This is a genomic window from Geomonas oryzisoli (assembly GCF_018986915.1).
Taxonomy (GTDB): Bacteria; Desulfobacterota; Desulfuromonadia; order Geobacterales; family Geobacteraceae; genus Geomonas; species Geomonas oryzisoli.
In genome coordinates this window covers 119,472-143,907 of record NZ_CP076723.1, presented here as the reverse complement: position 1 = coordinate 143,907, position 24,436 = coordinate 119,472, and the positions used below count along the sequence as shown (strand labels likewise).

At 61.2% G+C, this 24,436-nt stretch carries 24 protein-coding genes; 20 read left to right on the top strand and 4 right to left on the bottom strand.

The annotated features are described in order from the left end of the window. Positions 1-105 precede the first annotated feature (105 nt). Together KP004_RS00620 and KP004_RS00615 are read right to left on the bottom strand one after the other, a co-directional pair. Positions 106-942, bottom strand: a complete 837-nt coding sequence (locus tag KP004_RS00620) for an SDR family NAD(P)-dependent oxidoreductase (protein WP_216800472.1) — start codon at positions 940-942, stop codon at positions 106-108. A gap of 64 nt (positions 943-1,006) precedes the next feature. Continuing rightward, the gene (locus KP004_RS00615; RefSeq protein WP_183344924.1) at positions 1,007-1,579 is read right to left on the bottom strand and encodes a TetR/AcrR family transcriptional regulator; all 573 of its coding nucleotides are present in this window, start codon (positions 1,577-1,579) and stop codon (positions 1,007-1,009) included. A gap of 390 nt (positions 1,580-1,969) precedes the next feature. On the opposite strand from KP004_RS00615, the gene KP004_RS00610 reads away from it, so the two are divergent. Further along, the gene (locus KP004_RS00610) at positions 1,970-2,173 is read left to right on the top strand and encodes a helix-turn-helix transcriptional regulator (protein ID WP_183344922.1); all 204 of its coding nucleotides are present in this window, start codon (positions 1,970-1,972) and stop codon (positions 2,171-2,173) included. A 134-nt stretch (positions 2,174-2,307) separates the two neighbouring features. On the opposite strand, the gene KP004_RS00605 is transcribed toward KP004_RS00610, so the two are convergent. Together KP004_RS00605 and KP004_RS00600 are read right to left on the bottom strand one after the other, a co-directional pair. Further along, positions 2,308-2,583, bottom strand: coding sequence for a helix-turn-helix domain-containing protein (locus KP004_RS00605; RefSeq protein WP_183344920.1), 276 nt, complete (start codon positions 2,581-2,583; stop codon positions 2,308-2,310). A gap of 490 nt (positions 2,584-3,073) precedes the next feature. Continuing rightward, the gene (locus KP004_RS00600; protein WP_239026889.1) at positions 3,074-3,790 is read right to left on the bottom strand and encodes an SDR family oxidoreductase; all 717 of its coding nucleotides are present in this window, start codon (positions 3,788-3,790) and stop codon (positions 3,074-3,076) included. Positions 3,791-3,978: 188 nt separating this feature from the next. Here KP004_RS00600 and KP004_RS00595 point away from each other — a divergent pair, with 188 nt between their 5' ends. The 19 genes from KP004_RS00595 to KP004_RS00505 all read left to right on the top strand — a co-directional run bounded on the left by KP004_RS00595 (position 3,979) and on the right by KP004_RS00505 (position 24,386). Next, positions 3,979-4,257: a BrnA antitoxin family protein gene (locus tag KP004_RS00595; protein WP_216800470.1), complete on the top strand. Its 279-nt coding sequence runs from the start codon at positions 3,979-3,981 to the stop codon at positions 4,255-4,257. A gap of 196 nt (positions 4,258-4,453) precedes the next feature. Continuing rightward, the gene (gene larB / locus KP004_RS00590; protein WP_216800469.1) at positions 4,454-5,209 is read left to right on the top strand and encodes a nickel pincer cofactor biosynthesis protein LarB; all 756 of its coding nucleotides are present in this window, start codon (positions 4,454-4,456) and stop codon (positions 5,207-5,209) included. Next, complete coding sequence (larC, locus tag KP004_RS00585) at positions 5,206-6,363, top strand: nickel pincer cofactor biosynthesis protein LarC (RefSeq protein ID WP_216800468.1); 1,158 nt, start codon at positions 5,206-5,208, stop codon at positions 6,361-6,363. Before larB ends, larC begins: the two co-directional genes overlap by 4 nt. Next, positions 6,360-6,809, top strand: coding sequence for a phosphatidylglycerophosphatase A family protein (locus tag KP004_RS00580; RefSeq protein WP_216800467.1), 450 nt, complete (start codon positions 6,360-6,362; stop codon positions 6,807-6,809). The genes larC and KP004_RS00580 overlap by 4 nt, the downstream gene beginning before the upstream one ends. Beyond that, positions 6,806-8,050, top strand: a complete 1,245-nt coding sequence (locus tag KP004_RS00575) for a competence/damage-inducible protein A (RefSeq protein WP_216800466.1) — start codon at positions 6,806-6,808, stop codon at positions 8,048-8,050. The genes KP004_RS00580 and KP004_RS00575 overlap by 4 nt, the downstream gene beginning before the upstream one ends. Before the next feature lie 132 nt (positions 8,051-8,182). Next, entirely contained in the window at positions 8,183-10,153 is a 1,971-nt protein-coding gene (locus tag KP004_RS00570; RefSeq protein ID WP_216800465.1) for a sensor histidine kinase, read from the top strand. Positions 10,154-10,456: 303 nt separating this feature from the next. Further along, complete coding sequence (recA, locus tag KP004_RS00565; protein ID WP_199390767.1) at positions 10,457-11,473, top strand: recombinase RecA; 1,017 nt, start codon at positions 10,457-10,459, stop codon at positions 11,471-11,473. A gap of 3 nt (positions 11,474-11,476) precedes the next feature. Further along, positions 11,477-12,640 carry a type IV pilus twitching motility protein PilT gene (locus KP004_RS00560; RefSeq protein WP_216800464.1) on the top strand — a complete coding sequence of 388 codons (1,164 nt, stop codon included), beginning with the start codon at positions 11,477-11,479 and terminating at the stop codon, positions 12,638-12,640. Further along, positions 12,641-13,102, top strand: a complete 462-nt coding sequence (locus tag KP004_RS00555; protein ID WP_216800463.1) for a regulatory protein RecX — start codon at positions 12,641-12,643, stop codon at positions 13,100-13,102. Positions 13,103-13,371: 269 nt separating this feature from the next. Continuing rightward, a complete protein-coding gene (alaS, locus tag KP004_RS00550; RefSeq protein ID WP_216800462.1) occupies positions 13,372-15,999 on the top strand; it encodes an alanine--tRNA ligase in 2,628 nt (875 codons plus the stop codon). A 109-nt stretch (positions 16,000-16,108) separates the two neighbouring features. Further along, positions 16,109-17,248, top strand: a complete 1,140-nt coding sequence (locus KP004_RS00545; RefSeq protein WP_216802319.1) for a hybrid sensor histidine kinase/response regulator — start codon at positions 16,109-16,111, stop codon at positions 17,246-17,248. Positions 17,249-17,344: 96 nt separating this feature from the next. Continuing rightward, positions 17,345-18,223, top strand: a complete 879-nt coding sequence (gene argB / locus KP004_RS00540; protein ID WP_216800461.1) for an acetylglutamate kinase — start codon at positions 17,345-17,347, stop codon at positions 18,221-18,223. Positions 18,224-18,395: 172 nt separating this feature from the next. Beyond that, positions 18,396-19,589, top strand: coding sequence for an acetylornithine transaminase (locus KP004_RS00535; RefSeq protein WP_216800460.1), 1,194 nt, complete (start codon positions 18,396-18,398; stop codon positions 19,587-19,589). Between the two features lie 213 nt (positions 19,590-19,802). Next, positions 19,803-20,714: an ornithine carbamoyltransferase gene (argF, locus tag KP004_RS00530; RefSeq protein ID WP_216800459.1), complete on the top strand. Its 912-nt coding sequence runs from the start codon at positions 19,803-19,805 to the stop codon at positions 20,712-20,714. A gap of 25 nt (positions 20,715-20,739) precedes the next feature. After that, positions 20,740-21,075 (top strand): nucleotidyltransferase family protein, encoded by a 336-nt coding sequence (locus KP004_RS00525; protein ID WP_216800458.1) that lies wholly within the window; start codon positions 20,740-20,742, stop codon positions 21,073-21,075. A 124-nt stretch (positions 21,076-21,199) separates the two neighbouring features. Next, positions 21,200-21,388: a HepT-like ribonuclease domain-containing protein gene (locus tag KP004_RS00520; protein ID WP_216800457.1), complete on the top strand. Its 189-nt coding sequence runs from the start codon at positions 21,200-21,202 to the stop codon at positions 21,386-21,388. A gap of 9 nt (positions 21,389-21,397) precedes the next feature. After that, on the top strand, positions 21,398-22,618 hold the full coding sequence (locus tag KP004_RS00515) for an argininosuccinate synthase (protein ID WP_216800456.1): 1,221 nt from the start codon (positions 21,398-21,400) through the stop codon (positions 22,616-22,618). 61 nt (positions 22,619-22,679) lie between these two features. Next, the gene (locus KP004_RS00510) at positions 22,680-23,108 is read left to right on the top strand and encodes an NUDIX domain-containing protein (RefSeq protein ID WP_216802317.1); all 429 of its coding nucleotides are present in this window, start codon (positions 22,680-22,682) and stop codon (positions 23,106-23,108) included. Positions 23,109-23,246: 138 nt separating this feature from the next. Next, entirely contained in the window at positions 23,247-24,386 is a 1,140-nt protein-coding gene (locus KP004_RS00505; protein WP_216800455.1) for a hypothetical protein, read from the top strand. Positions 24,387-24,436: the final 50 nt, after the last annotated feature.

Sequence of the window (24,436 nt, the reverse complement as noted above, 5' to 3'; positions counted from 1 at the left end):
CTCCGCTTCTGGCAAGGAAGCGGAGTCACTGACATCTTGACCGACTTTTCTTGTTTTCCAACCGATAAAAACAGGGGTCACGGCCATATCATGAAATAACCCCTTTCAGTCGGCTTTAACGGAAACGGAGAAGTCGTGCCATTTACGATCATTTTCAGAAACCGCGCTATCCGAGTTGGCAACATATTCGACTGCATCCGCTCCCATTAAGATCTCGAATGGTGTGTCTTCACGGTTTGCGAGTTCGATGATCGCGTTGGCAATTTTAGCCGGATCTGACGATTCGTTGCCCGCCATTGACCGGAGCATTTTTGCAAATGCGCCTACTGTCTGTTCGTAAGGTGGACTAACAGGGGGAATGTTCATTGAGGCTCCCGCCCAATCAGTCCGGATTCCACCTGGCTCAATGGTGGTAACCTTGATACCTAACGGCGCTACTTCCTGTGCTAACCCCAGGGAAAACCCTCGAACAGCGAATTTTGCACTCTGATAAGCTGTCAATCCTGGACCTGAGAGCCGTGCACCAATAGACGCAATCTGGAAGATATTGCCATGCCCCTGCTCGCGCATAATGGGGATAACAGCCTTGCTGACGTACACAACACCGAAGAAATTGGTTTGAACCTGCTGTGTGAAATCGTCGAGAGTGATGTCTTCGACAGACGCTGTATTTGCGTAGCCCGCATTATTCACAACAACGTCGATTCGACCGAAAGTTTTGTGAGCTTGAGTTACTGTTGCCTGTACTGCTTCAGCGTCAGTAACATCAAGTGCTAACGGAAGTAGGCGCTCTCCATATTCGGCTGCCAAGTCATTGAGTTGCTCCGGCTTCCGTGCTGTCGCCACGACGGTGTAACCGGCTTTGAGCGCAGTTTCCACTACCTTACGTCCGAGTCCTCGTGAACTTCCTGTGACCAGCCAGACTTTTGTGTTTTTAGACATATAGGTTCTCCTTTGTTAATATATAAACGAGCGAGTACTTGCTCATTTATGATGGTAAAAAAAACTAATCGTTTGCTACAGCATTCCAGAACGCTTCGAAGCCGGCATTAGTATAGTATTCAGCTTTAGCAGGTTCTCCGACGATGAAATCCATTGAAGTATCTGCAAGCGACCCCATGATTGCGCATACAAAGTCGAACGGATAATCACGTAACAACCCGTTTGCTGTACTCTCTTGAATCATTTTAACGACATCAGAAAAAGCATCCAGCCCCAATGCTTTGGTTTGCTCACTCACGCGGTTCGACATACCAAGTTTAGCAAGAACTATTCGTTTCGATGGGTTTTTGATACCCCAGGCAACGTATTTTTCCCAAGCGTGTTTGATGCGGTTCTTAACGGTTTCAGCCTTCGGGTAGTCCGACATCATGGACTCACGAAGCTCTTCTTTTAAATAAAGGTAAAGGTGATTGAGCAGTTCATCCTTGTTGCTGAAATAGGTGAACAAACTACCCTCTGCAACCCCGGCAATTTTAGCTATCCGTGCAGTTGGGGCACTTACCCCATGTTCTGCAATTTCGAGGACCGCTGCGTTCAAAATTGCCTTTTGTTTGTCTTCGCTTTTGGGCCGCGCCATTATTTATCCCACTTTTTAACTGAGTAGTTACTCAACTATAGGGCCCAGCCGGAACAATTGCAAGCAAAATCTCGTGTATAGTTCAAAATCATGATCTGGTTCCGGCTGGGCGGGCTCAATCTTTACCCTGCCACCCACGGAAAACCCGGAAGCCCCTCTTTCTATCCTTTTTATTCGAACGGCCCTGCCTTGATCGCCACCACGTTCCACGTCACTCAACCCAAAGTTCGAATCCTGAACAGCAGCCAGCGCAGATCCTGACCAGCCTGGCATTGCCACGACCAGCTGAAGCACGTGAAATCGGGCAGTTGGGGCTGGCATGTTCCATGCCTAAAGATTGGAGGATTCAAATCTAGCCGGGTCCTGAACCTGGCCCGAAAGGAGGAAAATATGAACCGGCTGATGACGGAGCAGGAAACGGCCCAGATGGTGGGAATGTCGGTGCACTGGCTGCGCAGAAAGCGCTGGGAGGGGGGTGGCATCCCGTTCATAAAGATGGCCCAGCACGGTGCGGTGCGTTACCAGGAGGAGGCGGTGCGGCAGTTCATCGATGCACATTTTCGCACCAGCACCAGCGACCCCGGCAGGAGGTGAAACCAGGTCAGCAGCCTGAGCGGACCGCCCGCCTGTATGCGGTCCGCTCAGGCTGCCGTATCCCTAATTCTCGCTGCGCCCGGAACACCATGACAGGTGCGTCACGTGGCAGGATCTCCTGAATATGGGGAGACTCATCGTTCCTTGAAGGGGTCGGCGCTTCTCGGGAAGACGTACAGTTCGAGCCCCATCTTGTACAGCACCTGGAGCGCTTTACCCAGTTCCGCCGTTTCCTTCCCGTTCTCCAGTTGGGAAAGGAATTTGGTCCCGACCCCGGTCATTCCTGCGGCGGTTTCCTGCCGCATCCCGATTTCCTTGCGCTTGCTGCGAATGGCCTGCCCGAGATCCTTGGCGCTGACGACCCTGCCGTAGATTGCCTCACCGACCCTTGTCTTTTGTTCTTGGTCCATGCCTCCCTCCGTTTTTCCGTACGGACACATTACACCTGATCTCGCGGGGAAACCAACCAGAAATTGCCGTACGGACATATTCAGCAGGTTTGTCTAAAGGTTCAGACCTGCGAATTCGTACCTTTGGTAGTGGAAAGGAGGTCCTCAAAGCGGGAGGTCCGGGAAAAGAGCCCCTGGGTGGAGGAGGGCTGGTAAAGAACTGGCTGCAGCCCTATACTGAGGTGTAGCAAAGCAATCCGCAAAACACCTACCGGAAGATGAGACAAAATGAAGCAAAATCAGGAGTGAGTTTTTGAACTTATAATTAACTTTCTTTAATTTTTTTCGTACCCATATCGTACCCATCATAGATAACCAGCTAATTTAACTGAAGTTGCCTTAAACTTCCTTTACAAGACGGTGAAGATCTAGCCGACGCGAGGAAGCACGGTTACACCCGTGTTCCGGTCGGGCGGCACCATAAGGCGCATCGCGGGATATGGGCCGCGGCCTATTCCTCGTAGATCATCTTGCGCGTCATGCCGCCGTCGACCACGAAGTTCTGGCCGGTGATGAAACCGGCGCGCGGCGAGGCGAGAAAGAGCGCCATTTCAGCGATGTCCGCAGCGCGACCAACCCGCCCCGCCGGATGCTGCCGGTGGTCCACCGGTCGCAGTTCCGCCTCATCGCCATTGTGAATCCAGCCGGGACTCACGCAGTTGACCCGGACCTCAGGCCCAAGGCTCATGGCAAGCGCGTGGGTGAGGGCGACGACGCCTCCCTTGCTGGCGGAATAGGCTTCGGTATCCGGTTCGGACTGCAACGCCCGCGTGGAGGAGATGTTGACGATGCTGCCGCGGCTTTGCTTGAGGTGCGGCGCCGCGTATTTGCAGCAGAGGAAGACGCTGGTCAGGTTGGTGCCGATGACGCGATTCCATTCAGAAAGCGGCAGTTCATGCACCGGTGCCGCGTGAGCACGGGCCAGCGCCGCATTGTTCACCAACAGGTCCAGCCGTCCGAAACGGGCCAACGTCCCGGCAATGAGCGCCTGCACGGAGTGCTCATCCGCAACGTCAGTTTCCACCGCCAGGACCGCATCGGGGGCACCGAGTGCCGCTGCCGTCTCGGCAAGCGCCGCGCCGTCGATGTCGGCCAACACCAGGGCGTAGCCTTCCGCAAGCAGTCGCTGCGCGATGCCTTTGCCGATCCCGCGTGCGGCTCCCGTCACCAGCGCCACCATTTTCTGCTCCCCCTGTGCCATCTTTCAACCTCCCGTACCATCCCCATTCTGTCAAGCGTTCAAACGGTACAACATGGACAATACGCGCGCAAACATAAACAGCGGGTATAATAACCGCCGGGACTGCATTCTGCTGCTTGACTGTACATACATGTGTATTTACAATGAGGCCGTAGATGAAATTCGAGTGGGACAAGGTTGATGCCATGAAAGATGATGAAATCGACTACTCGGACCTGCCGGAACTGGGGGACGATTTTTTCGAGAAGGCGACCTTTGTCCCCGCTAAGCAGACTATTACCATACGCCTGGATTCCGATGTGGTGACATGGCTTAAGGAGGCGGGCAGAGGGTATCAGACCAGGGCCAACAGGATCCTGCGGACGGTCATGGAAGCACAGCGCAAGAAGAGAGTGGGGACCTCTGCCGTCACAAAGAAATCCCGCACGCCCTAATCCCTCTCAAAAGCCTCCTCTACAACGGGGCTTTTCTTTGTACTTTGACACGTTACGACACAGCGACATCCCCATCCCGTCCATCTCTCAGAAAATTCCCCGCTCCTGCCAAAAAAAGTATTTTTTAGCAGCGAATCCCACGTTTCTATGTTAGCCTTAATCCCATTTTGCAACCTGCGGAGGCAGCTTCATATTCATGCAAAACAAGGTAATTGAAAAGGTCCTCCTGGAAGTACGCGAGGGGGCGCTCGACATCCCCCAGGCGCTGGAGAGATTGAAGCACCTCCCCTTCGAAGATGTCGGCTGCGCCACGGTGGACCACCACCGCACCCTGCGCCAGGGCTTTCCCGAGGTGATCTTCGGGCAGGGCAAGAGCATCGCCCAGATGCGCACCATCATCACGGCGCTCCTGGAGAAAGGCGGCAACGTCCTGGCGACGCGGGTCAACGGCGCCAAGGGGGCCAAACTCAAGGAGTTCTTCCCGCAGGCCATCTACCACCCCGACGCCCGCGCGCTCACCATCGAACAGCATCCGGTCGAATTGCGCGGCCGCGGCAAGGTGCTGGTGGTCTGTGCCGGCACCTCGGACATACCGGTGGCGGCCGAGGCGGTCCTCACCGCGCAGATGATGGGAAACGTGGTGGAAAAGGTGTACGACGTGGGCGTGGCGGGATTGCACCGCCTGCTGGCGCGGCGCGGCACGCTGGCGGAAGCCTCGGTGATCATCGTCGTGGCGGGGATGGAGGGGGCCCTTCCCTCCGTCGTGGGGGGGCTGGTGGACAAACCGGTGATCGCGGTCCCCACCTCGGTTGGTTACGGCGCGTCCTTCGGCGGCGTCGCGGCCCTGCTCGGCATGCTCAATTCCTGCGCCGCCGGGGTGACGGTGGTCAACATAGATAACGGCTTCGGAGCTGCCTACGCGGCGAGCCTCATGAACAGGATTCACGGATGAAGGTACTGTATTTCGATTGCTTCGCCGGGATCGCAGGCGACATGACCGTAGCCGGCCTGATCGAGCTCGGGCTCCCGCTGGAGACGCTGCAGCAGGAACTCTCTACGCTGCCGCTGTGCGGCTACACGCTGGAGAGCCGCAAGGTGGAGCGCCACGGCGTCTCCGGCGCCTCCTTCAAGGTCACCCTCACCGAAGAGGACCAACCGCACCGCCACTACTCGGGCATCGCTGCGATGATCGAGAAGTCGGATCTCAAGCCGCGGGTCAAGGAACTCTCCCAGCGTATCTTCCTGAAGCTGGCGCAGGCCGAGGCGAGCGTGCACGGCGTGCCGCTGGAGCGGGTGCATTTCCACGAGGTCGGCGCCGTCGACTCCATCGTCGACATCGTCGGCACCGCCATCGGCCTCGACTACCTCGGCATCGAGAAGGTCTGCGCCTCGGGCCTCCCCTACGGCCACGGCTTCGTGAAAACCGCCCACGGACTCCTTCCCGTCCCGGCGCCGGCCACAGCGAAGCTGATGGAGGGGATCCCGCTCGGCCCCGACATCGGCCCCGGCGAACGGGTCACCCCGACCGGCGCGGCGATCGTCGCGGCGCTCGCCGAGAAGTTCGGTCCTCCCCCGGCGATGACCGTCGCGGCGACGGGCTACGGCGCCGGAGAAAAGGATTTCCCGGAACTCCCCAACCTGCTCCGGCTCGTGCTGGGGGAAAGCGCCGCATCCGGAGAGGCACAGGAGGTGCTGGTCCTCGAGACGCACATCGACGACATGCCCGCGGAGATCTTCGGCTTCCTCATGGAACGGCTCATGGAGGCGGGGGCGCTGGACGTCGCCTTCTCGCCGCTGCAGATGAAGAAGAACCGCCCCGGAACCCGCCTCACCGTGATCGCCAAGCCGGACGACCTGGAGCAACTGTCGGCCATCATCCTCGCGGAATCGAGCGCCATCGGCCTGCGCTACTACCCCGCCGGCCGGATCACCCTCCCCCGCTCCTGCGAGACGCGGCAGACCTCGCTGGGCGAGGTGCGGGTCAAGGTGCTGGGCAACGGGCGGGTCACGCCGGAATACGAATCCTGCCGGGAGATCGCCCTCGCAAAGCAAGTGCCGCTTTTCGAGGTGTACCGGACCGTGGAGAGGGAGTGCAGCAAGGGATGAAAAAGTTCGTGATCATTTCCGCCACCTGGTTCGGCACCGGCTTTTCCCCCTTTGCCTCCGGAACGGTCGGGACGCTCGGGGCGATCCCCTTCTTCCTGCTCCTCTCGGGCATGCCGCTGTGGCTCTACCTCCTCACCACGGCCGCCTTCACGCTGTTCGCCTGCTGGAGCGCGGGTTTCGGCGAGGAGCTCTGGGGCGAGCACGACTCGGGCAAGATCGTCATCGACGAGGTGGCCGGCTACCTGGTGACCATGACCGCGGTCCCGGCGTCCTGGCAGGGGATCCTCGCGGGCTTCGTCATGTTCCGCATCTTCGACATCCTGAAACCGCAGCCGGCGCGCTGGTTCGACCGCTCGCTGAAAAACGGCTACGGCGTGGTGCTGGACGACATCGTCGCCGGCATCTACGCCTGCGCCGCCACGCACCTGGCCCTGAGGTTTTTGTGAGAGTCGCCATCCTTTCCATAGGGGACGAACTCCTGACCGGCGAGGTGACGGACACCAACGCGAGCCACATCGCGGGCCGGATCTACGATTGCGGTGCGCGCGTCTTTCGGCACCTCACCGTCCCGGATGACGAGGAGGCGATCGCGCAGGCCCTCCTCGAGCTGGCAGGGGTGAGCGATGCCGTCATCGTCACCGGCGGGCTCGGTCCCACCCCCGACGACTACACTGCCCAAGGCGCGGCGCGGGCGGCGGGAGTGGAGCTGGAACTCTCACAGACGGCGCTGGACCACCTGGCGGAGTTCGAAAAGAGGATCGCAAAACCGCTGCACCCGGCCAACCGGCGCCAGGCGCTTTTCCCCAAGGGTGCCCGGCTCATCCCCAACCCACTGGGAACCGCCTGCGGTTTCGCGATCGACATCGACCAGGCCGAGCTCTTCTTCCTCCCCGGGGTCCCCTACGAGATGGAGCGGATGCTGGCGGACACGGTGCTCCCGGAGCTTTCCAAGCGGCTCCCCGCGCCCTGGCGGCGCATCACCCTGAAGGTGTTCGGCATCCCGGAGGCGGCCATCGCCGAGCGGCTGGAAGGCGCCTTCCCGGCGGACGCCCCTCTGCAGCTCGCCTACTGCGTTAAGTACCCGGAGATCCACGTGATCCTGCGGGCGGCGGCAGCAGACGCGGAGCACCTCGAGGCGGCCGCGGCCGAGGTAAGGAGGCGGCTGTCCGAGTTCCTCTTCGCCGAGGACGGCGACACCATGGACGATGTGCTGGCGCGCCTGTTCCGGGAGAGCGGGGTCACCCTCGCCCTGGCAGAATCCTGCACCGGCGGCATGATCGCCGCGCGCATCACCGCTATGGCCGGCAGCTCCGCCTACTTCCTGGAAGGGAACGTGACCTACAGTAACGCCGCCAAGAGCCGGATGATCGCGGTCTCCCCGGAACTGATCGAGCGGCACGGGGCGGTCAGTGCCGAGGTCGCCCGCGCCATGGCCGAAGGCGCCCGCGAGGCCTCCGGAAGCAACCTGGCCCTGTCGGTCACCGGCATCGCCGGGCCGGACGGCGGCACGTCCGAAAAACCGGTGGGCACCGTGTACATCGCGCTGGCCGACGCCGAATCCTGCCGGGTCGAACGCTGCAACTTCCAGGGGGACCGGGCCCGGGTCCGTTCCATCACCTGCTTTACCGCGCTCAACTGGCTGCGCGAACACCTCCTCACCCGCCATGGTGCAGCGGTCCCCGAGTGACGGGGCCATAACAAAACCCGAGTAGTGACAAACTTCCGCTGGTAAAAGTCCCCCTTTGCGAAGGGGGGAGTGGCAGGTAGCGGAAGATCGTCGCCAATCAGGTGTCAAAATGCTGGTACAGGGGAAACGACCTTGCACTTTGCGCCGCTGTTACTCATTGTCGCCTGCGAACTGCTGCTCGTTCTGATCGAGCAGTACACGCCGCTGCCCGGATGGCTCCACCTCGGCGTCTCCGTGTCGCTGGCGGCGGTGCTCCTGTGCTTTGTGGCGCTCTTCAAGCAGCGCCAGGAGAGCATGGTTGACGGCCTGCGCCGCGAGATCGGAGAGATGCAGCAGGAGGCGGCCAAGAGTGCACGGCGTTACAAGAGCCTGCTGGAAGGAGCGGGCAACGCCATCTTCATCTTCAACGTGGAAACGGCCGAACTCGAAGAAGAGAACCGGCTGGGACGCGAGCTTTTCGGCTTCACCAAGGACGAGTTGGGCAACATGGTGGTGCGCGACCTGCTCGACCCCTGCGAACACGAGCGGCTGCGCAGCTTCCTGTACCAGCTCGTGCGCAGCGGCAAGGCTGACTGGGACGAGGTACGGCTGATACGCAAGGACGGCTCTTCGTTCCTGGGCGAGATCAACGCGCGGCTCATCGACCTCGGCGACGAGCAGGTGGCGCACTGCCTGCTGCGCGACATCACGGAGAAGCGCCGCACCGAGCGGGAGATCTGGCAGAGAAACCGCGAGCTCTCCATCCTCAACAACATGCTCACCAGCATGAACCTCGGCATGGAGCTTAAAGCGGTACAGGAAGGGACCCTGCTCCAGCTGATGGAACTGTTCCGCGCCGAAGGGGGCACCCTGCACCTTTCCACCCCGGAGGCATCCTCTCCTTCCCTCTGCGCCTCGAAACACGCCTCCCCCAACCTGGAACAGGTGCTCGGGGAAACCCTGAAGAATCCCGACGGCTTCCGCCAGGTCTGCACGGTGCCGCTGGGCGATGCCGGCGAAGGTTGGGGGAGCCTCACCTCCATCCCCATCAGCTCCCAGGAACGCCTGATCGGGGTGATTCACCTCATCCACCGCGAGCCCCACAGCTACGCCCCCGAAGAGCTGCGTTTCCTGGAGACGGTCGGCAAGCAGATGGGGAGCATCATCGAGCAGATCAGGCTCTTCACCGAGCTCAAGTGGAAGAGCGAGGAACTGCTCCGCTCGCACCGGCTGCTGGAAAAGAGCAGCCACAGCCTCTCCGTGTCCGAAACGAAGCTCAAGCACAACCTCGCCCTGGTGGAAAAGGCGCACCTGGAACAGGCCCGGCTGGATCGCATGAAGAACCAGTTCCTGGGCATGGTCTCCCACGAATTCAACACGCCTCTCACCAGCATCATCTCCGGGGTGGACCACCTGCTGCAGCAGGGATGGAGTTCGCAGGAGGACGCCTGCCGGGTCATGGAGATGGTGCGCGACGGCGGGCTGAGGTTGAAGGCCCTGGTCGCGGACCTTTTGAAGCTGATCCGGCTGGAGGCGCGCCGGGAAGGGCTGGAGACGTCCGCCATCCACCTGAGGATGCTCCTGGAGAACCTCCTGGACCAGTTGCAGCCCCTCTTCGAGGAGCGCAGCCAGGTGGTGACGCTACGCGACCTGGACCACCTCCCCTTTTTCCAGGGGGACTGCGGCTATCTCGAGCGGGTCTTCTACGAGCTCCTTTTAAATGCCATCCGCTTCAGCCCCGAAGGGGGCGAGATCGTCGTCAACGGCCGCGTGGTCCAGCAAGAGGACCTGCACCAGCGCGCCCACACCCTCACGCGCTTCAACCCGGATTTCCTGAGGCGCTGCGGCGAACGCTGCTATCTGGAAGTCGAGGTGCGCGACTGCGGCATCGGCATCCCGCTGCACGAACAACTGGGCATCTTCGAGATCTTCTACGAGGTGGGCGATATCAGGCACCACTCCAGCGGCAGGCGGCAGGGCAAAGGCGCCGGGCTGGGGCTCGCCATCGTCAAGGGGATGGTCGAGGCCCACGGCGGCATGGTCTGGGTGGAGAGCAACGACGGCAGTTCCTTCTTCCTGGTGCTGCCGCTGGAACAGGAGCTGATCCAGCCGGCGCTGTTTTAACGGCCGTTCAACGTTCAACGTTCGACGTTAACCCGATCATCCGAAGTGGCACGGGAGCCATGGCGACAGAGATCTCTAAAAACACGTTCGACGTTGACCTCATCAATACGAAGTGGCACGGGAGCCGTAGCAGAGCGTGTTCATCTGGCGACCGTCAAATCTTGAACGTTGAACCTTGAACGTCGAACGTTTTCCCGTTTTGAACATTGAACGTTGAACCTTGAACGGTTTTTATGTTATGTGTGATTGGTTCCGGAACCAGACCCAAAACAGCGCCTGACAAGGCTAAGGAGATATAAAACGATGCTCGATAAGGAAAAAGCGGAAAAAGCCCTCGACCTGGCCATGAGCCAGATCGAGAAACAGTTCGGCAAAGGGGCCATCATGAGGCTCGGCAACGAGGAGGCGCTGCCGGACGTGGCGTCGATCCCGACCGGCTCCCTCTCCCTGGACCTCGCCCTTGGGGTCGGGGGCGTGCCCCGCGGCCGCGTCATCGAGATCTTCGGACCGGAATCTTCCGGCAAGACCACCCTCGCCCTGCACGTGATCGCCGAAGCCCAGAAACTGGGCGGCATCGCGGCCTTCGTCGACGCCGAACACGCCCTCGACATCGGCTACGCCAGGAAGCTCGGCGTCAAGACCGACGACCTGCTGGTCTCCCAGCCGGACACCGGCGAGCAGGCGCTGGAAATCGCGGAAACCCTGGTGCGCTCCGGCGCCATCGACGTCCTCGTCGTCGACTCCGTCGCCGCCCTGGTCCCGAAAGCAGAGATCGAAGGGGACATGGGCGACTCGCACATGGGCCTGCAGGCGCGCCTGATGTCCCAGGCCCTGAGGAAACTCACCGGCATCATCTCCAAGTCCAACTGCTGTGTCATCTTCATCAACCAGATCAGGATGAAGATCGGCGTCATGTTCGGCAACCCGGAGACCACCACCGGCGGCAACGCGCTCAAGTTCTACGCCTCGGTCCGCATGGATATCAGGAAGATCGCCGCCCTCAAGCAGGGCAACGACATGATCGGTTCCCGGACCCGCGTCAAGGTGGTCAAGAACAAGGTGGCCCCCCCGTTCAAGGAAGTGGAGTTCGACATCCTCTACGGCGAAGGGATCTCCAAGGAAGGCGACGTGCTCGACCTGGCCGTTGAGCGCAACGTGGTGGAGAAAAGCGGCGCCTGGTTCTCCTACGGCAAGGAGCGCATCGGCCAGGGACGTGAAAACTCAAGGCTTTTCCTCAAGGAACATCCGGAAATCACCGAAGAGATCAGGGCTAAGCTCACCGCTCCAGAACAAGACGCCCAAGCACCCGGCGCAGCCTAAACCATGCAACTTAACGAGATCCTCGCCATAGCCATGAAGGCGAAGGGGTCGGACATCCACCTGAAGGCGGGCCTCCCCCCCATCGTCAGGATCGACGGCTCCCTGCGCGCCATCCCCAACGCTGAAAGGCTCTCCGCTGACGCGGTCCGGAACATGGCCTTCTCGATCATGAACGAGCGCCAGAAGCGGATCTTCGAGGAGAACTACGAGACCGACCTCTCCTACGGCGTGCCGGGTCTCGGGCGTTTCCGCGTCAACGCCTTCGCCCAGCGCGGGACGGTGGCGATGGTGCTGCGTGCCATCCCGATCGCCATCCCGACCCTGGAGGCGCTGAACCTGCCGCCGGTGCTGAAGAAACTCGCCCTGGAGCAGCGCGGCCTGATCCTGGTGACCGGGACCACCGGTTCCGGCAAGTCCACCACGCTTGCCTCCCTCATCGACTACATCAACGAGCACCGGACCTGTAACATCATCACCATCGAGGACCCGGTCGAGTACCTGCACAAGGACAAGAAGAGCCTGATCAGCCAGCGCGAGGTCGGCTTCGACACGCTCACCTTCGGCAAGGCGCTCACCTCGGCCCTGCGCCAGGACCCGGACGTCATCCTGGTCGGCGAGATGCGCGACTACGAAACCATCGAGACCGCGCTGACAGCCGCCGAGACCGGGCACCTGGTGCTCTCCACCCTGCACACCCTGGACGCCGCCGAAACGGTGAACAGGGTGATCTCGGTCTTCCCCCCTTTCCACCAGCGCCAGGTGCGGATGCAGTTGGCCGGTATCCTCAGGGGCGTCATCTCGCAGCGCCTGGTGCCGCGCATCGACGGCAAGGGACGCGTTCCCGCCGTCGAGGTCATGATCGGCACGGCCCGCATCAGGGACTGCATCGACGACAAGGAAAAGACCAAGCAGATCCCGGATGCCATAGCCCAGGGACATACCACCTACGGGATGCAGAGTTTCGACCAGTCGCTCATGCAGCTGCTGAGCAGGAAGCTGATCACCTACGAAGAGGCCCTGCGCCAGTCCAGCAACCCCGACGACTTCGCCCTCAAAGTCTCCGGCATCTCCTCCACCTCGGATTCCAGCTGGGACAGCTTCGCCGAGGAACAACCGGAGGGCGCGACCGAGGGCGGCGACAAGGAGCTGGTCATCGAGAAGTACTAGGTGCAGCGCGGTACGGCCTACGACTGCTGCCTGCGCGTGCTCACCCTGCGCGACCACTCGGAAGGGGAGCTCAGAAAGAAGCTTTCCGGCAAGGGGTACCAGGAAGGGGAGATCGAAGAGAGCGTCGCCCGGATGAAAGAGCTGGGCTATCTCGACGACCTGCGCTTCGCACGCAGTTTCGCCTCTTCCGCGCTGAGAAACGGCAAGGGGGTCGGGCCGAGGCTGAAGCTGGAGCTTACCCGCCGAGGTATCGCGGGCTCCATCGTGAACCAGGTGCTGGACGAACTGGCCCAGGAGTACAGCGAGGCCGAGTTGCTGGCGCAGCTGGTGGAGCGGCGCTATCCGGGTTTCGATGCGGCCAGCGCAACCGACAAGGAGAAGCGACGCATCGTCGGGTACCTGCAGAGGAAGGGTTTTTCACTCTCCGCCATCTTCCGGGAGTTGAAGGCGCACGAGGATTAAAGGCGGGCGAATAGCAGAAGGGACTGGCTCCGCCAGGTGCCTGTCCCTCTAGCGGAACGCTGCGTTCAGCCTAGCCACCAGCCTCAAGCCCAGCTTCCCCCTTTCACAAGGGGGGAACGTGAGGGCTCGTTCAGCGCCACGGTAGCCAGCACAGCAAAACGTCCCTTCCAATCCGGATGAACCGTGGCAAAGGGCGAAGACGACATCTGGTGCACAAACCGCGCACAACCGATTCAAGGTTCAGATATTCCATTTACTGAGGTTTTTTTATGACAGGCAAAGAGATCAGGGCGCAGTTCTTCAACTTCTTTCAAAAAAAGGGTCACACCCTGGTGGAGAGCTCGAACCTCATCCCGAAAAACGACCCGACCCTGCTGTTCACCAACGCGGGCATGAACCAGTTCAAGGACGTGTTCCTGGGCCTTGAGAAACGCGACTACAACAGGGCCGTCTCCTCGCAGAAATGCGTTCGCGCCGGCGGTAAGCACAACGACCTCGAGAACGTGGGCCGCACCGCGCGCCACCACACCTTCTTCGAAATGCTCGGCAACTTCTCCTTCGGGGACTACTTCAAGAAGGAAGCCATCGCTTTCGCCTGGGAATTCCTCACCGTCGACCTCGGCCTCTCCAAGGACCGCCTCTACGTGACGGTCTACAACGACGACGACGAAGCGGCCGACATCTGGCACACCCAGGAAGGGGTGCCCCGCGAGCGCATCTACCGCTTCGGCGAGAAGGACAACTTCTGGGCCATGGGCGACACCGGCCCCTGCGGCCCCTGCTCCGAGATCTTCTGGGACAACGGCCCCGGCACCGGCTGCGGCTCCCCGGACTGCGCCGTCGGCTGCGACTGCGACCGCTACATGGAGATCTGGAACAACGTCTTCATGCAGTTCAACCGCGACAAGGACGGCACCCTGACGCCGCTTCCGAAACCCTCCGTCGACACCGGCATGGGCCTGGAGCGCATCTCCGCCGTCATGCAGGGCGTCACCTCCAACTACGACACCGACCTCATCCAGGGGATCATCCGCCACATCGAGACGATCTGCGGCAAGAAGTACCGCGCCGACGAGAAGGACGACGTCTCCATGCGCGTCATCGCAGACCACTCCCGCGCCACCACCTTCCTGATCTGCGACGGCGTGCTCCCCTCCAACGAGGGTCGCGGCTACGTGCTGCGCCGCATCATGCGCCGCGCCGCCCGCCACGCGAAGATGCTGGGCGTGTCCGAGCCGATGCTCTACAAGGTTGTCGACGCCGTCAACATGATGATGGGCGACGCCTACCCGGAACTGCTCGAGCGCGAGCACTACGTGAAGAAGGTGATCAAGGCGGAGGAGGAGCGCTTCATCGAAACCCTGGACCGCGGCCTGGCCATCCTCAATGAGGAGACCGCTGCGCTCAAGGGCAAGGGTGAAACCGTGCTCTCCGGCGAAGTGATCTTCAAGCTCTACGACACCTACGGCTTCCCGGTCGACCTCACCGCCGACATCGTCGAAGCGGAAGGGCTCACCCTGGACGAGGACGGCTTTGCACTGTGCATGGAGAAGCAGCGCGTCAAGGCGAGGGAGAACTGGAAAGGCTCCGGCGAGCAGGGGCTCGCCGCCATCTACAAGGAACTGCACGGCTCCGGCATCACCAGTGAGTTCGTGGGCTACGCCGAGCAGACCGCCTACTCGACCGTGAGCGCCATTGTGAAGGGAGGCGTGCTGGTCGAAGAGGCCAACGCCGGGGACGAGGTCGAAATCGTCACAGCCAAGACCCCCTTCTACGGCGAGTCCGGCGGCCAGGCTGGCGACACCGGCACCATCTCCACCGGCGCGGCACACGTGGAAGTGGAAAGCACCAGCCGCCCGTTCACCGACCTCATCGTGCACCGCGGCAAGGTGGTTTCCGGCAACATCCGTAACGGCGAGGCCGTCGACCTGAAGGTCGCCTCGGCGAACCGCTCCGCGACCGCCAGGAACCATACCGCGACCCACCTGTTGCAGGCGGCGCTGCGCGAGGTGCTGGGTGACCACGTCAAGCAGGCCGGCTCCCTGGTCACCCCGGACCGCCTGCGCTTCGACTTCACCCACTTCAGCCCGATGACCGCAGAGGAGATCCGCAGGGTCGAGGTCCTGGTCAACGGCCACATCATGCAGAACGACTCCGTCGACGCCCGCGAGATGCCGGCTGCCGAGGCCCTGGCCGCAGGCGCCACCGCCCTCTTCGGCGAGAAGTACGGCGACGTCGTACGCGTGGTGCGCGTGGGCGATGTCTCTTCCGAACTCTGCGGCGGCACCCACGTACACGGCGCCGGCGAGATCGGCTTCTTCAAGATCATCTCCGAGGCGGGCATCGCCGCGGGGGTCAGGCGCATCGAGGCCCAGACCGGGCACGGCGCCCTGGCCGTGGTGCACCAGATGGAAGACGAGCAGCGCAGCATCGCGACGCTCCTGAAGGCCGAAGGTGTCAGCACCCTGGATCGCGTGGAGAAACTTCTGGCCGGCCAGCGCGAGCTGCAGAAGGAGCTCGATGCGCTGCAGGCGAAGGTTAATGCCTCCAAGTCCGCCGACCTCATCCAGCAGGTGCGCGAACAAAACGGCGTCAAGATCCTCGCAGTCAAAGTCGACGGCGACGCCAAGGGGCTGCGCGAACTCTCCGACACCTTGAAGGACCGCATCGGCTCGGGCATCATCGTCCTGGGCGCCGGAGACGCCGTCAAGGCGAACCTGCTGGTCGCGGTCACCTCCGACCTCACCTCGCGCTGGAAGGCAGGCGACATCATCAAGGCCATCGCCCCCATCGTCGGCGGCAACGGCGGCGGCAAGCCGGAGCTGGCCCAAGCGGGCGGCACCAAGCCAGAGAACCTCGCCGAGGCACTCGAGGCGGTGTACCGCATCGTAGGGTAGAGAGATGGAAGGGGACTGGCTCCGATAGGTGCCTGTCCCCCCCCTCTAGGGGAAGAAGTTAACTCGTACTTGCAACAGGCAGATATTTCAGCACGACCGGGACATGCCTATGCTCGAATTGACCGCCCAGCACAGCCAGGAACTCCTACAGGACAGGGAAAAGAAAACCATCCTCATCGTCGACGATGAAGGGGTGATCCGCGACCTGTGCAGGCGGGTTCTCAACGACTACCACATCGTGGAGGCGGAGGACGGGCAGGAGGCGTACGAGATCTTCCTGCGCGGCGGCATCGACGTCATCCTCACCGACGTCATGATGCCCCGGATGGACGGCATCGAGCTCCTGAAGAAACTGAAAGAGCGCGAACCGACCATGGTGGTCATCATCATGACCGGCTTCGCCGACAAGGACCTGATCCTCAAGGCCCTGAAGGCCGACGCGGACGACTTCATCACCAAGCCGCTCAACCTCCTGCAGCTGAAGAGCGCCATCAGCAAGGCGCTGGTGAAAAAGGCGCTCAAGGAAGAGATCGCCAACCTGAGGAACCTGGACCGCTTCAAGACGGTGTTCCTGTCGCTCATCTCCCACAAGTTCCGCACCCCCATCACCTCGATTTCCCTGTTCCTGCAGAACCTCGCCTCCGGAATCATCGACCCGTCCGACGAGGGTGCCAAGGAACACATCAAGCTGATCTACAACGAGGCGTGCTACCTGGGCAACCTGGTCACCGACCTGCTCACCTTCTCCTCGGTCATGGACAGCGGCGCCGGGCTGCACCTGGAACCCTGCACCCTCAACCTGCTGCTCCCCAAGCTCCTGCAGGAGGCCCAGGAAGTCGCCGACCGCCCCGGAGTCACCGCCCACATCACCCAGGACACCGTTCCGGAGCTGATGCTGGACCGCGACAAGGTCTGCTTCGCCGTGCGCCAGGTGATCGACAACGCCATCAAGTTCTCCAAGGAAACCGGCGTGGTCTGCGTCACGTTGAGAAACCTTGAGGACCAGTGCGAGATCACGGTCCAGGACGACGGCATCGGCATCCCGACGGAGCAGCTCCCCAAGCTGTTCGAGAAGTTCTACCAGGTCGACGCCGAACATACCGGCCAGGTGCGTGGCTTCGGGCTCGGCCTGTTCTACGTGCGCGAGTTCATCCGGATGCACGGCGGTACCGTGAGCATCGACAGCGAGGAAAACGTCGGCACCCGCGTCGTCATCACACTCCCCAACAAAGCCAGCCAAAGCCCCTGATAACTCTGGGCTTCGCCCCTCTTTGAAGTTGATTATTTCCCCCTATCTGCTATATTACGTCTTTCTATGCCCTAATTAACGCTATAAGAGGCACTTATGCAGCATCTCATAGAAAAAGCCAGCACTCTCATGGAGGCCCTTCCCTATATCAGACGCTTCTCGGGGAAGACCATCGTCATCAAGTACGGCGGCCACGCCATGGCAGAAGAAAAGCTGAGAAAGTCTTTTGCCCTTGATATCATCCTGCTCAAATACATCGGCATCAACACCGTGGTAGTGCACGGCGGCGGCCCGCAGATCAACGAGACACTGAAGCGCTACGGTATAGTGTCCGAGTTCGTGAAAGGGATGCGCGTCACCGATGCGGAAACCATGGGTGTCGTCGAAATGGTGCTTACCGGCCAGGTGAACCGCGAGGTGGTCGGCTACATCAACCAGCACGGCGGCCGTGCCGCCGGCCTTTCCGGCAAGGACGGGAGTCTCCTGCTCTGCGAGAAACTGCTCCAGGAAGTCCGACGAGAGGACGGCGGGGTCGAGATGGTCGACATCGGCTTCGTGGGCGATGTCGTCGAAGTGAACCCCGCCATTTTGCAGGCATTGGAGAAGGGTGGTTTCATCCCGGTGATCGCGCCGGTAGGCGTGGGACGTGACGGGCAGAGCTACAACATCAACGCGGACGTGGTGGCCGGCAAGGTTGCCGCGGCGCTGGGCGCGGAGAAGCTGATCCTTTTGACCGACGTCTCCGGCGTGAAGGACAAGCAAGGGGAGCTTCTTTCCAGCATCCCGCTCGCCGATGTCCCCGCCTTGATCGACAACGGCACCGTCACCGGCGGCATGATCCCGAAAGTGACCTGCTGCACCGACGCGCTCGCTGCCGGTGTCAAGAAGGCCCACATCGTCGACGGCCGCATCGAGCACGCCATCCTTCTGGAGATCTTCACCAACGTGGGGATTGGGACGGAGATACAGGCCTAACGGCCTTAACGGCCGTTCAACGTTCAACGTTCAAGGTTCGACATGGGTCTTGCCCATAGCCAACCGACCGGTACGGCGCCGTCACGGTGAAATTGCTGTGAAGGAGGTCCTCCCTCGAACGTTGAACATTGAACGTTGAACCGGTTTTCGTTGAACCGGTTTTGGAGGTTTTATGAATTCATCTGCCTGGATAGAAAAGGCTGACAAATACATCATGAAGACGTACGGCAGGTACCCGCTGGTGCCGGTGAAGGGCGAGGGGTGCTACCTCTGGGACGCGGACGGCAAACGCTACCTCGACTTCCTGGCCGGGGTCGCCGTCAACAACCTGGGTCACTGCCACCCGAAGGTCACGGCGGCACTCGCCAAACAGGCGGCGGAACTGATCCACTGCTCGAACTACTACCACATCCCGACCCAGATCGAACTGGCCGAGCTTTTGTGCAACCTCTCCTTCGCCAACAAGGCCTTCTTCTGCAACTCTGGCGCCGAGGCAAACGAGGCGGCCATCAAGCTGGCGAGGAAGTACAGCCGCGAGAAATACGGCCTTGACCGCTACGAGATCATCACCGCCATCTCCTCGTTCCACGGCCGCACCATGGCGACCGTTTCGGCCACCGGCCAGGAGAAGGTGCAGAAGTTCTTCGATCCGCTCCTGCACGGCTTCCGCCACATCCCCTTCAACGACGCCCAGGCCCTCAGGGATGCCATCGGGCCGGGCACCTGCGCCGTCATGCTGGAGCCGATCCAGGGCGAGGGGGGCGTGGTCGTCCCCGATGCTTCCTACTTCCAGGAAGTGCGCAAGATCTGCGACGAGAACAACCTGATCCTCATCTTCGACGAGGTCCAGGTAGGGATGGGGCGCACCGGCAAGATGTTCGCCCACGAGCACTTCGGCATCACCCCGGACATCATGACCCTCGCCAAGGCGCTGGCCGGCGGAGCCCCGATCGGCACCATGCTCGCCACCGACAAACTGGCGGAATCCTTCACCCCGGGCACCCACGGTTCCACCTTCGGCGGCAACCCTCTGGTGACCGCGGCCGCGGTGGCCACGGTACGCGCCATCCAGGAAGAAGGGATCCTGAACCACACCGAGGAAATCGGCGAGTACCTGATGGGCGAACTGGAGGCGCTGGGCAAGAAGTTCCCCACCCTGATCACCGAGGTGCGCGGCATCGGCCTCATGATCGGCGTGGAGCTGGCCATCCCCGGCGGCGACATCGTCAAGACCGCCCTCTCCCGCGGGCTGCTCTTAAACTGCGCCCAGGAGAAGGTGCTCCGCTTCGTCCCGCCGCTCATCGTCGGGAAGAAGGAAGTGGACGAGATGATCGCCACGCTGACGGAGATCTTGGCCGAACTGTAAGCGCCGACCTCCCTCGCTGTCCACCCACCTCCCCCCGGAGGGGGGAGGCCGGGAGGGGGGAAGGTTTCGCACCAACAACTACCCCCTCCCCAGCCCTCCCCCTCCGGGGGCGAGAGTTTTGCTCCCCTCGCCCAGGGGGAGAGGGAGTGTGGACATAAAGCGTAGCAAAGCCGCATTGTCGGCTATCAACTTAGGAAGCGAGAACCAGCGAATATGAAAAAAGACTTCCTGGCGCTGAGCCAGTTCACCAAGGCTGAACTTGATGCCATGTTTGCCCTGTGCAAGGAGCTCAAAGCAAAGACCAAGAACCGCGAGGAGCACCACCTCCTCAAGGGAAAGACGCTGGCCATGATCTTCGAAAAGTCCTCGACCCGCACCAGGATCTCTTTCGAGGTCGGCATGTACCAGTTGGGTGGGCACCCGCTCTTCATCTCCAGCAAGGACTCCCAGATGGGTCGCGGCGAGCCGATCAAGGACACCGCCCGCGTCATGGCGCGCTACTGCGACGGCGTCATGATCCGCACCTTCGCCCAGGAAACCGTCGAGGAGTTCGCCAAGTACGCCTCCATCCCGATCATCAACGGCCTCACCGATTTGCACCACCCCTGCCAGATCATGGCCGACGTGTTCACCGTGATCGAGCACAAGGGTAGCTACGACGGGCTCAAGTTCGCCTGGATCGGCGACGGCAACAACATGGCCAACTCCTGGATCGAGGCCGCCGCCATCTTCGGCTTCGACCTGACCCTCGCCTGCCCGGAAGGGTACGATCCCAACCCGCAGGTACTCGCCTGGGCCAAGGCCAACGGCTCCTCCAAGATCGTGATCACCCGCGACCCCAAGGAGGCCGCCAAGGACGCCGACGTCTTGAACACCGACGTCTGGGCCAGCATGGGGCAGGAAGAGGAGCAGAAGATCCGCGAGAAGGCCTTCGCCGGTTACCAGCTGAACGAGGAACTGCTCGATCTCGCCAAGGGGAACGCCATGGTGCTGCACTGCCTGCCGGCGCACCGCGGCGAGGAGATCAGCGACGAGGTGATCGAAGGTCCCCACTCCGCCGTCTGGGACGAAGCCGAAAACCGCCTGCACGTGCAGAAGGCCATCATGGCCACACTGATGAAGTAGTTTCAAAGCTGAAGGAGGCTTTGAAGTGAAACCTCTGAACGAGATCAAAGAGATCATCCGGGACCACAAGACCGAGCTTGCCGAGGAGTACGGCGTCGCCGAAATCGGTGTTTTCGGCTCGGTGGTCAGGGGCGAAGCCCGCGAGGACAGCGACGTCGATGTCCTCGTCGACTTCAGCCGCCCTATCGGGCTGATGAAGTTCATGAGGCTCGAGTACCACCTCGAAGAGTTGTTCGGCGGCACGAAGGTGGACCTCGTTTCGCGTAAAGCCCTCAAGCCGTATATCGGCAGGGTCATCCTCCGAGAAGTCCAGTATGTCTTGCCCCAGGGATATCAGAGACTACCTGGTCGACATGAGTGATGCGATGCAAAGCATCCTCGAGTTCACCCAAGGCATGAACTATGAGGAGTTCTGCAACGACAAAAAAACCATCTACGCCGTAACACGCGGTTTCGAGATTCTCGGGAAGCTGCCACGCATATAGATGAGGAAATCCGGAGCAGATACCCCGGCGTTCCCCTGGCGCATGATTGCCGGAATGCGGGACAAACTCATACATGAATACTTCGGCATCGCTCTGGAAATCGTCTGGAGCGCCGTACAAGAAGATCTGCCTGAATTGCAAAAGGACCTGCTGCCTGTCCTGGAAGAACTAGTACAAAACAACGCATAAGGAGAACCCATGGCAAAGAAAGAAGTGAAAAAGATCGTCCTCGCCTACTCGGGCGGGCTTGACACCTCCATCATCCTCAAGTGGCTCAAAAACGAGTACGGCTGCGAGGTGGTGACGTTCTCCGCAGATTTAGGCCAGGGCGACGAGCTGGAGCCGGTGCGCGAGAAGGCATTCAAGACGGGCGCCGACAAGGTGTACATCGACGACCTGCGCGAAGAGTTCGTGCGCGACTTCGTGTACCCGATGTTCCGCGCCAACGCGATCTACGAGGGCTCCTACCTGCTGGGCACTTCCATCGCGCGCCCGCTGATCGCCAAGCGCCAGATGGAAATCGCCAAGATCGAAGGGTGCGACGCGGTCTCCCACGGCGCCACCGGCAAGGGCAACGACCAGGTCCGCTTCGAGCTGGCCTACTACCACTTCAACCCGGCCATCACCGTCGTCGCACCGTGGAGGGAGTGGAAACTCAACTCCCGCCAGGCGCTCATCAACTACGCCAAGCGCAACGACATCCCGATCCCGATCACCAAGAAGCGCCCCTGGTCTTCCGACCGCAACCTGCTGCACATCTCCTTCGAAGGGGGCATCCTGGAGGACACCTGGCTCGAGCCGCCCGAGAACATGTTCGTGCTCACCAAGGCTCCGGAAAAGGCGCCCAACAAGCCGCAGTACGTCGAGATCGAGTTCGAGAAGGGTAACGCGGTAGCCGTCGACGGCGTGCGCATGACCCCGGCGCAGCTGCTCGCGCACCTGAACACCATCGGCGGCGAGCACGGCATCGGCCGCGTCGACCTCCTGGAGAACCGCTCGGTCGGCATGAAGTCCCGCGGCGTGTACGAGACCCCGGGCGGCACCATCCTGCGCGAAGCCCACATGGCGGTCGAGCAGATCACCATGGACCGCGAAGTCATGCACCTGCGTGACTCCCTGATCCCGCGCTACGCGGAGATGATCTACAACGGCTACTGGTTCTCCCCGGAGCGCGAGATGATGCAGTGCCTGATCGACGACTCCCAGAAGACCGTGAACGGCGTCGCCCGTCTCAAGCTCTACAAAGGGCACGTGCGCACCGTGGGCCGCAAGTCCGAGAGCGACTCCCTGTTCAACCTCGACTTCGCGACCTTCGAGAAGGACCAGGTCTACAACCAGGCGGACGCCGAAGGCTTCATCAAGCTGAACTCGCTGAGGCTCAGGATCCGTTCCCTGATGTTGGCCAACAAGAACAAGTAGTTCCGACTGCAGTAGAGGAGGCTCATAGGGGCACGAGGCTTTCGTGCCCCTATCCGCTTATATGGAGCAAAACGGTTTCAAGGCCAGCCACATAGTCACTTCGGTGGTCGCCGTGATCATCGATACCGATGGCAGGGTGCTCCTCACCAAGAGGAACATCCCCCCGTTTCAGGGGGAATGGGTGATGCCGGGGGGGAAGATCGACCTGGGCGAGCCCATCGTGGCGGCGCTCAAGCGCGAGGTCTGGGAAGAGGTCGGCCTCGAAGTGGAAGTGGGCGAGTTGATCGACGTCTTTGAGCACGTGACGCCGGGCGAGGACAACTACCACTTCATCATCATCTACTACCGCTGCACGCCGCTTTACTGCGACGTGAACCACAACAAGGACGAAGTGGCTGAGGCCCGCTGGGTCGAGCCGGCCGAGTTGGAGAGGTACAAGATCCCGGCCGGCGCCCGCTTCATCCTGAGTAAGATCTTTGAAACCAATTGACAATTGACGATTGGCAATTGACAACGATACGGCTACCTGCCACTTCGTACTGGCAAAACGCTGCGTGTTGACAATTGACACTTGTCTCCGGGTGTTAGTTGTCAATTGTCAATTTTCCATTGTCAATTGGGGTTACGCTTGGTCAAGATCGTCGAGAAACACGTCCAGCTCGATTTCCCTCTGGGTCATCACCTGCACTGCCTCATCGCGCAGATCCCGAACCGGCTGCAGCGCCGCGAGCACCTGTTCTCGCTGGTGAACCCGGAAGATCAGTGGCACATGGTGCGCAGCGTTCTCGACTTGGTGGCCGACGGTGCGGGAAACCTGAAGCGGCTGCACTTCCTGATGTTCCCGGAGACTTCGATTCCCGTGTCCCGGTTCGACGACCTGCTCGAGGTGATCGGGGAACGCTTCCGCAACGACACGGTGACCATGTTCGGCCTGGAGCAGATCCGGCTGGAGCAGTACCGGGCGCTCTTGACCCGGTTCCGGGAGGACAACGCCGAGGCATTGGAGTGCGTCGAGCGGGACATCGACTCGGGCGACATCCTGAGTATGCCGGTCAACTGGTGCTGCATCGCCATCAAGGAAACCAGCGGCCGCCTCAGGGTCTTCCTGGAGGCGAAGACGCACCCCTTCCGCGGCGAGGAGTTCCTGGACAAGGACCACGACCTGTACCGCGGGCGCCACTTCTACCTGTTCCGCGGCGAGCCGGCCTGCTTCAACTTCATGACGATCATCTGCCTTGATTACCTCTACCGGGACCTCTACTCCTCCAACATCAAGCAGATCATCGATCACGCCAACCGGCTCTTCTTCACCATGAGGCAGTCGCTGGACGCCCTCTTCGTGATCCAGTGCAACCCAAAGCCCGAGCACAGTGCCTACCGGGACGTGCTGACCGGCTTCTACGGCGAGCACCTCGAGGATACCCCGGGGGTGCGCGAGACGGTCACAGTCTTCGGCAACTGCTCCGACGAGAGTGAGATCGAGGGGGTGCGCTGCCAGAGCTGCTACGGCGTATCGTTTGTGGCCATCAGCGCGCGCCACAAAATGTCCCTGGTCCAGGAGCGGGAGTTCGCCAGCGACGACTTCGATGGTGCGCCGATCTGCCGGTTGAGGTTCGGCACCGGGACCAGGCTTTTCTACTTCAACCTGCCGCTCTACCACGAGCTCGACCCGAGGAGTTCCCGGGTGCCGCTCAAAGTGCACACGGTGCAACGCTGGACCGATGAGGGGTGGATCAAGGCGGGCGACGGTGCGGGGCAGGTACTTTAAAAAGCATTCAACGCGAAGACGCGGAGGCGCAGAGACGCAAAGTAAGGGCT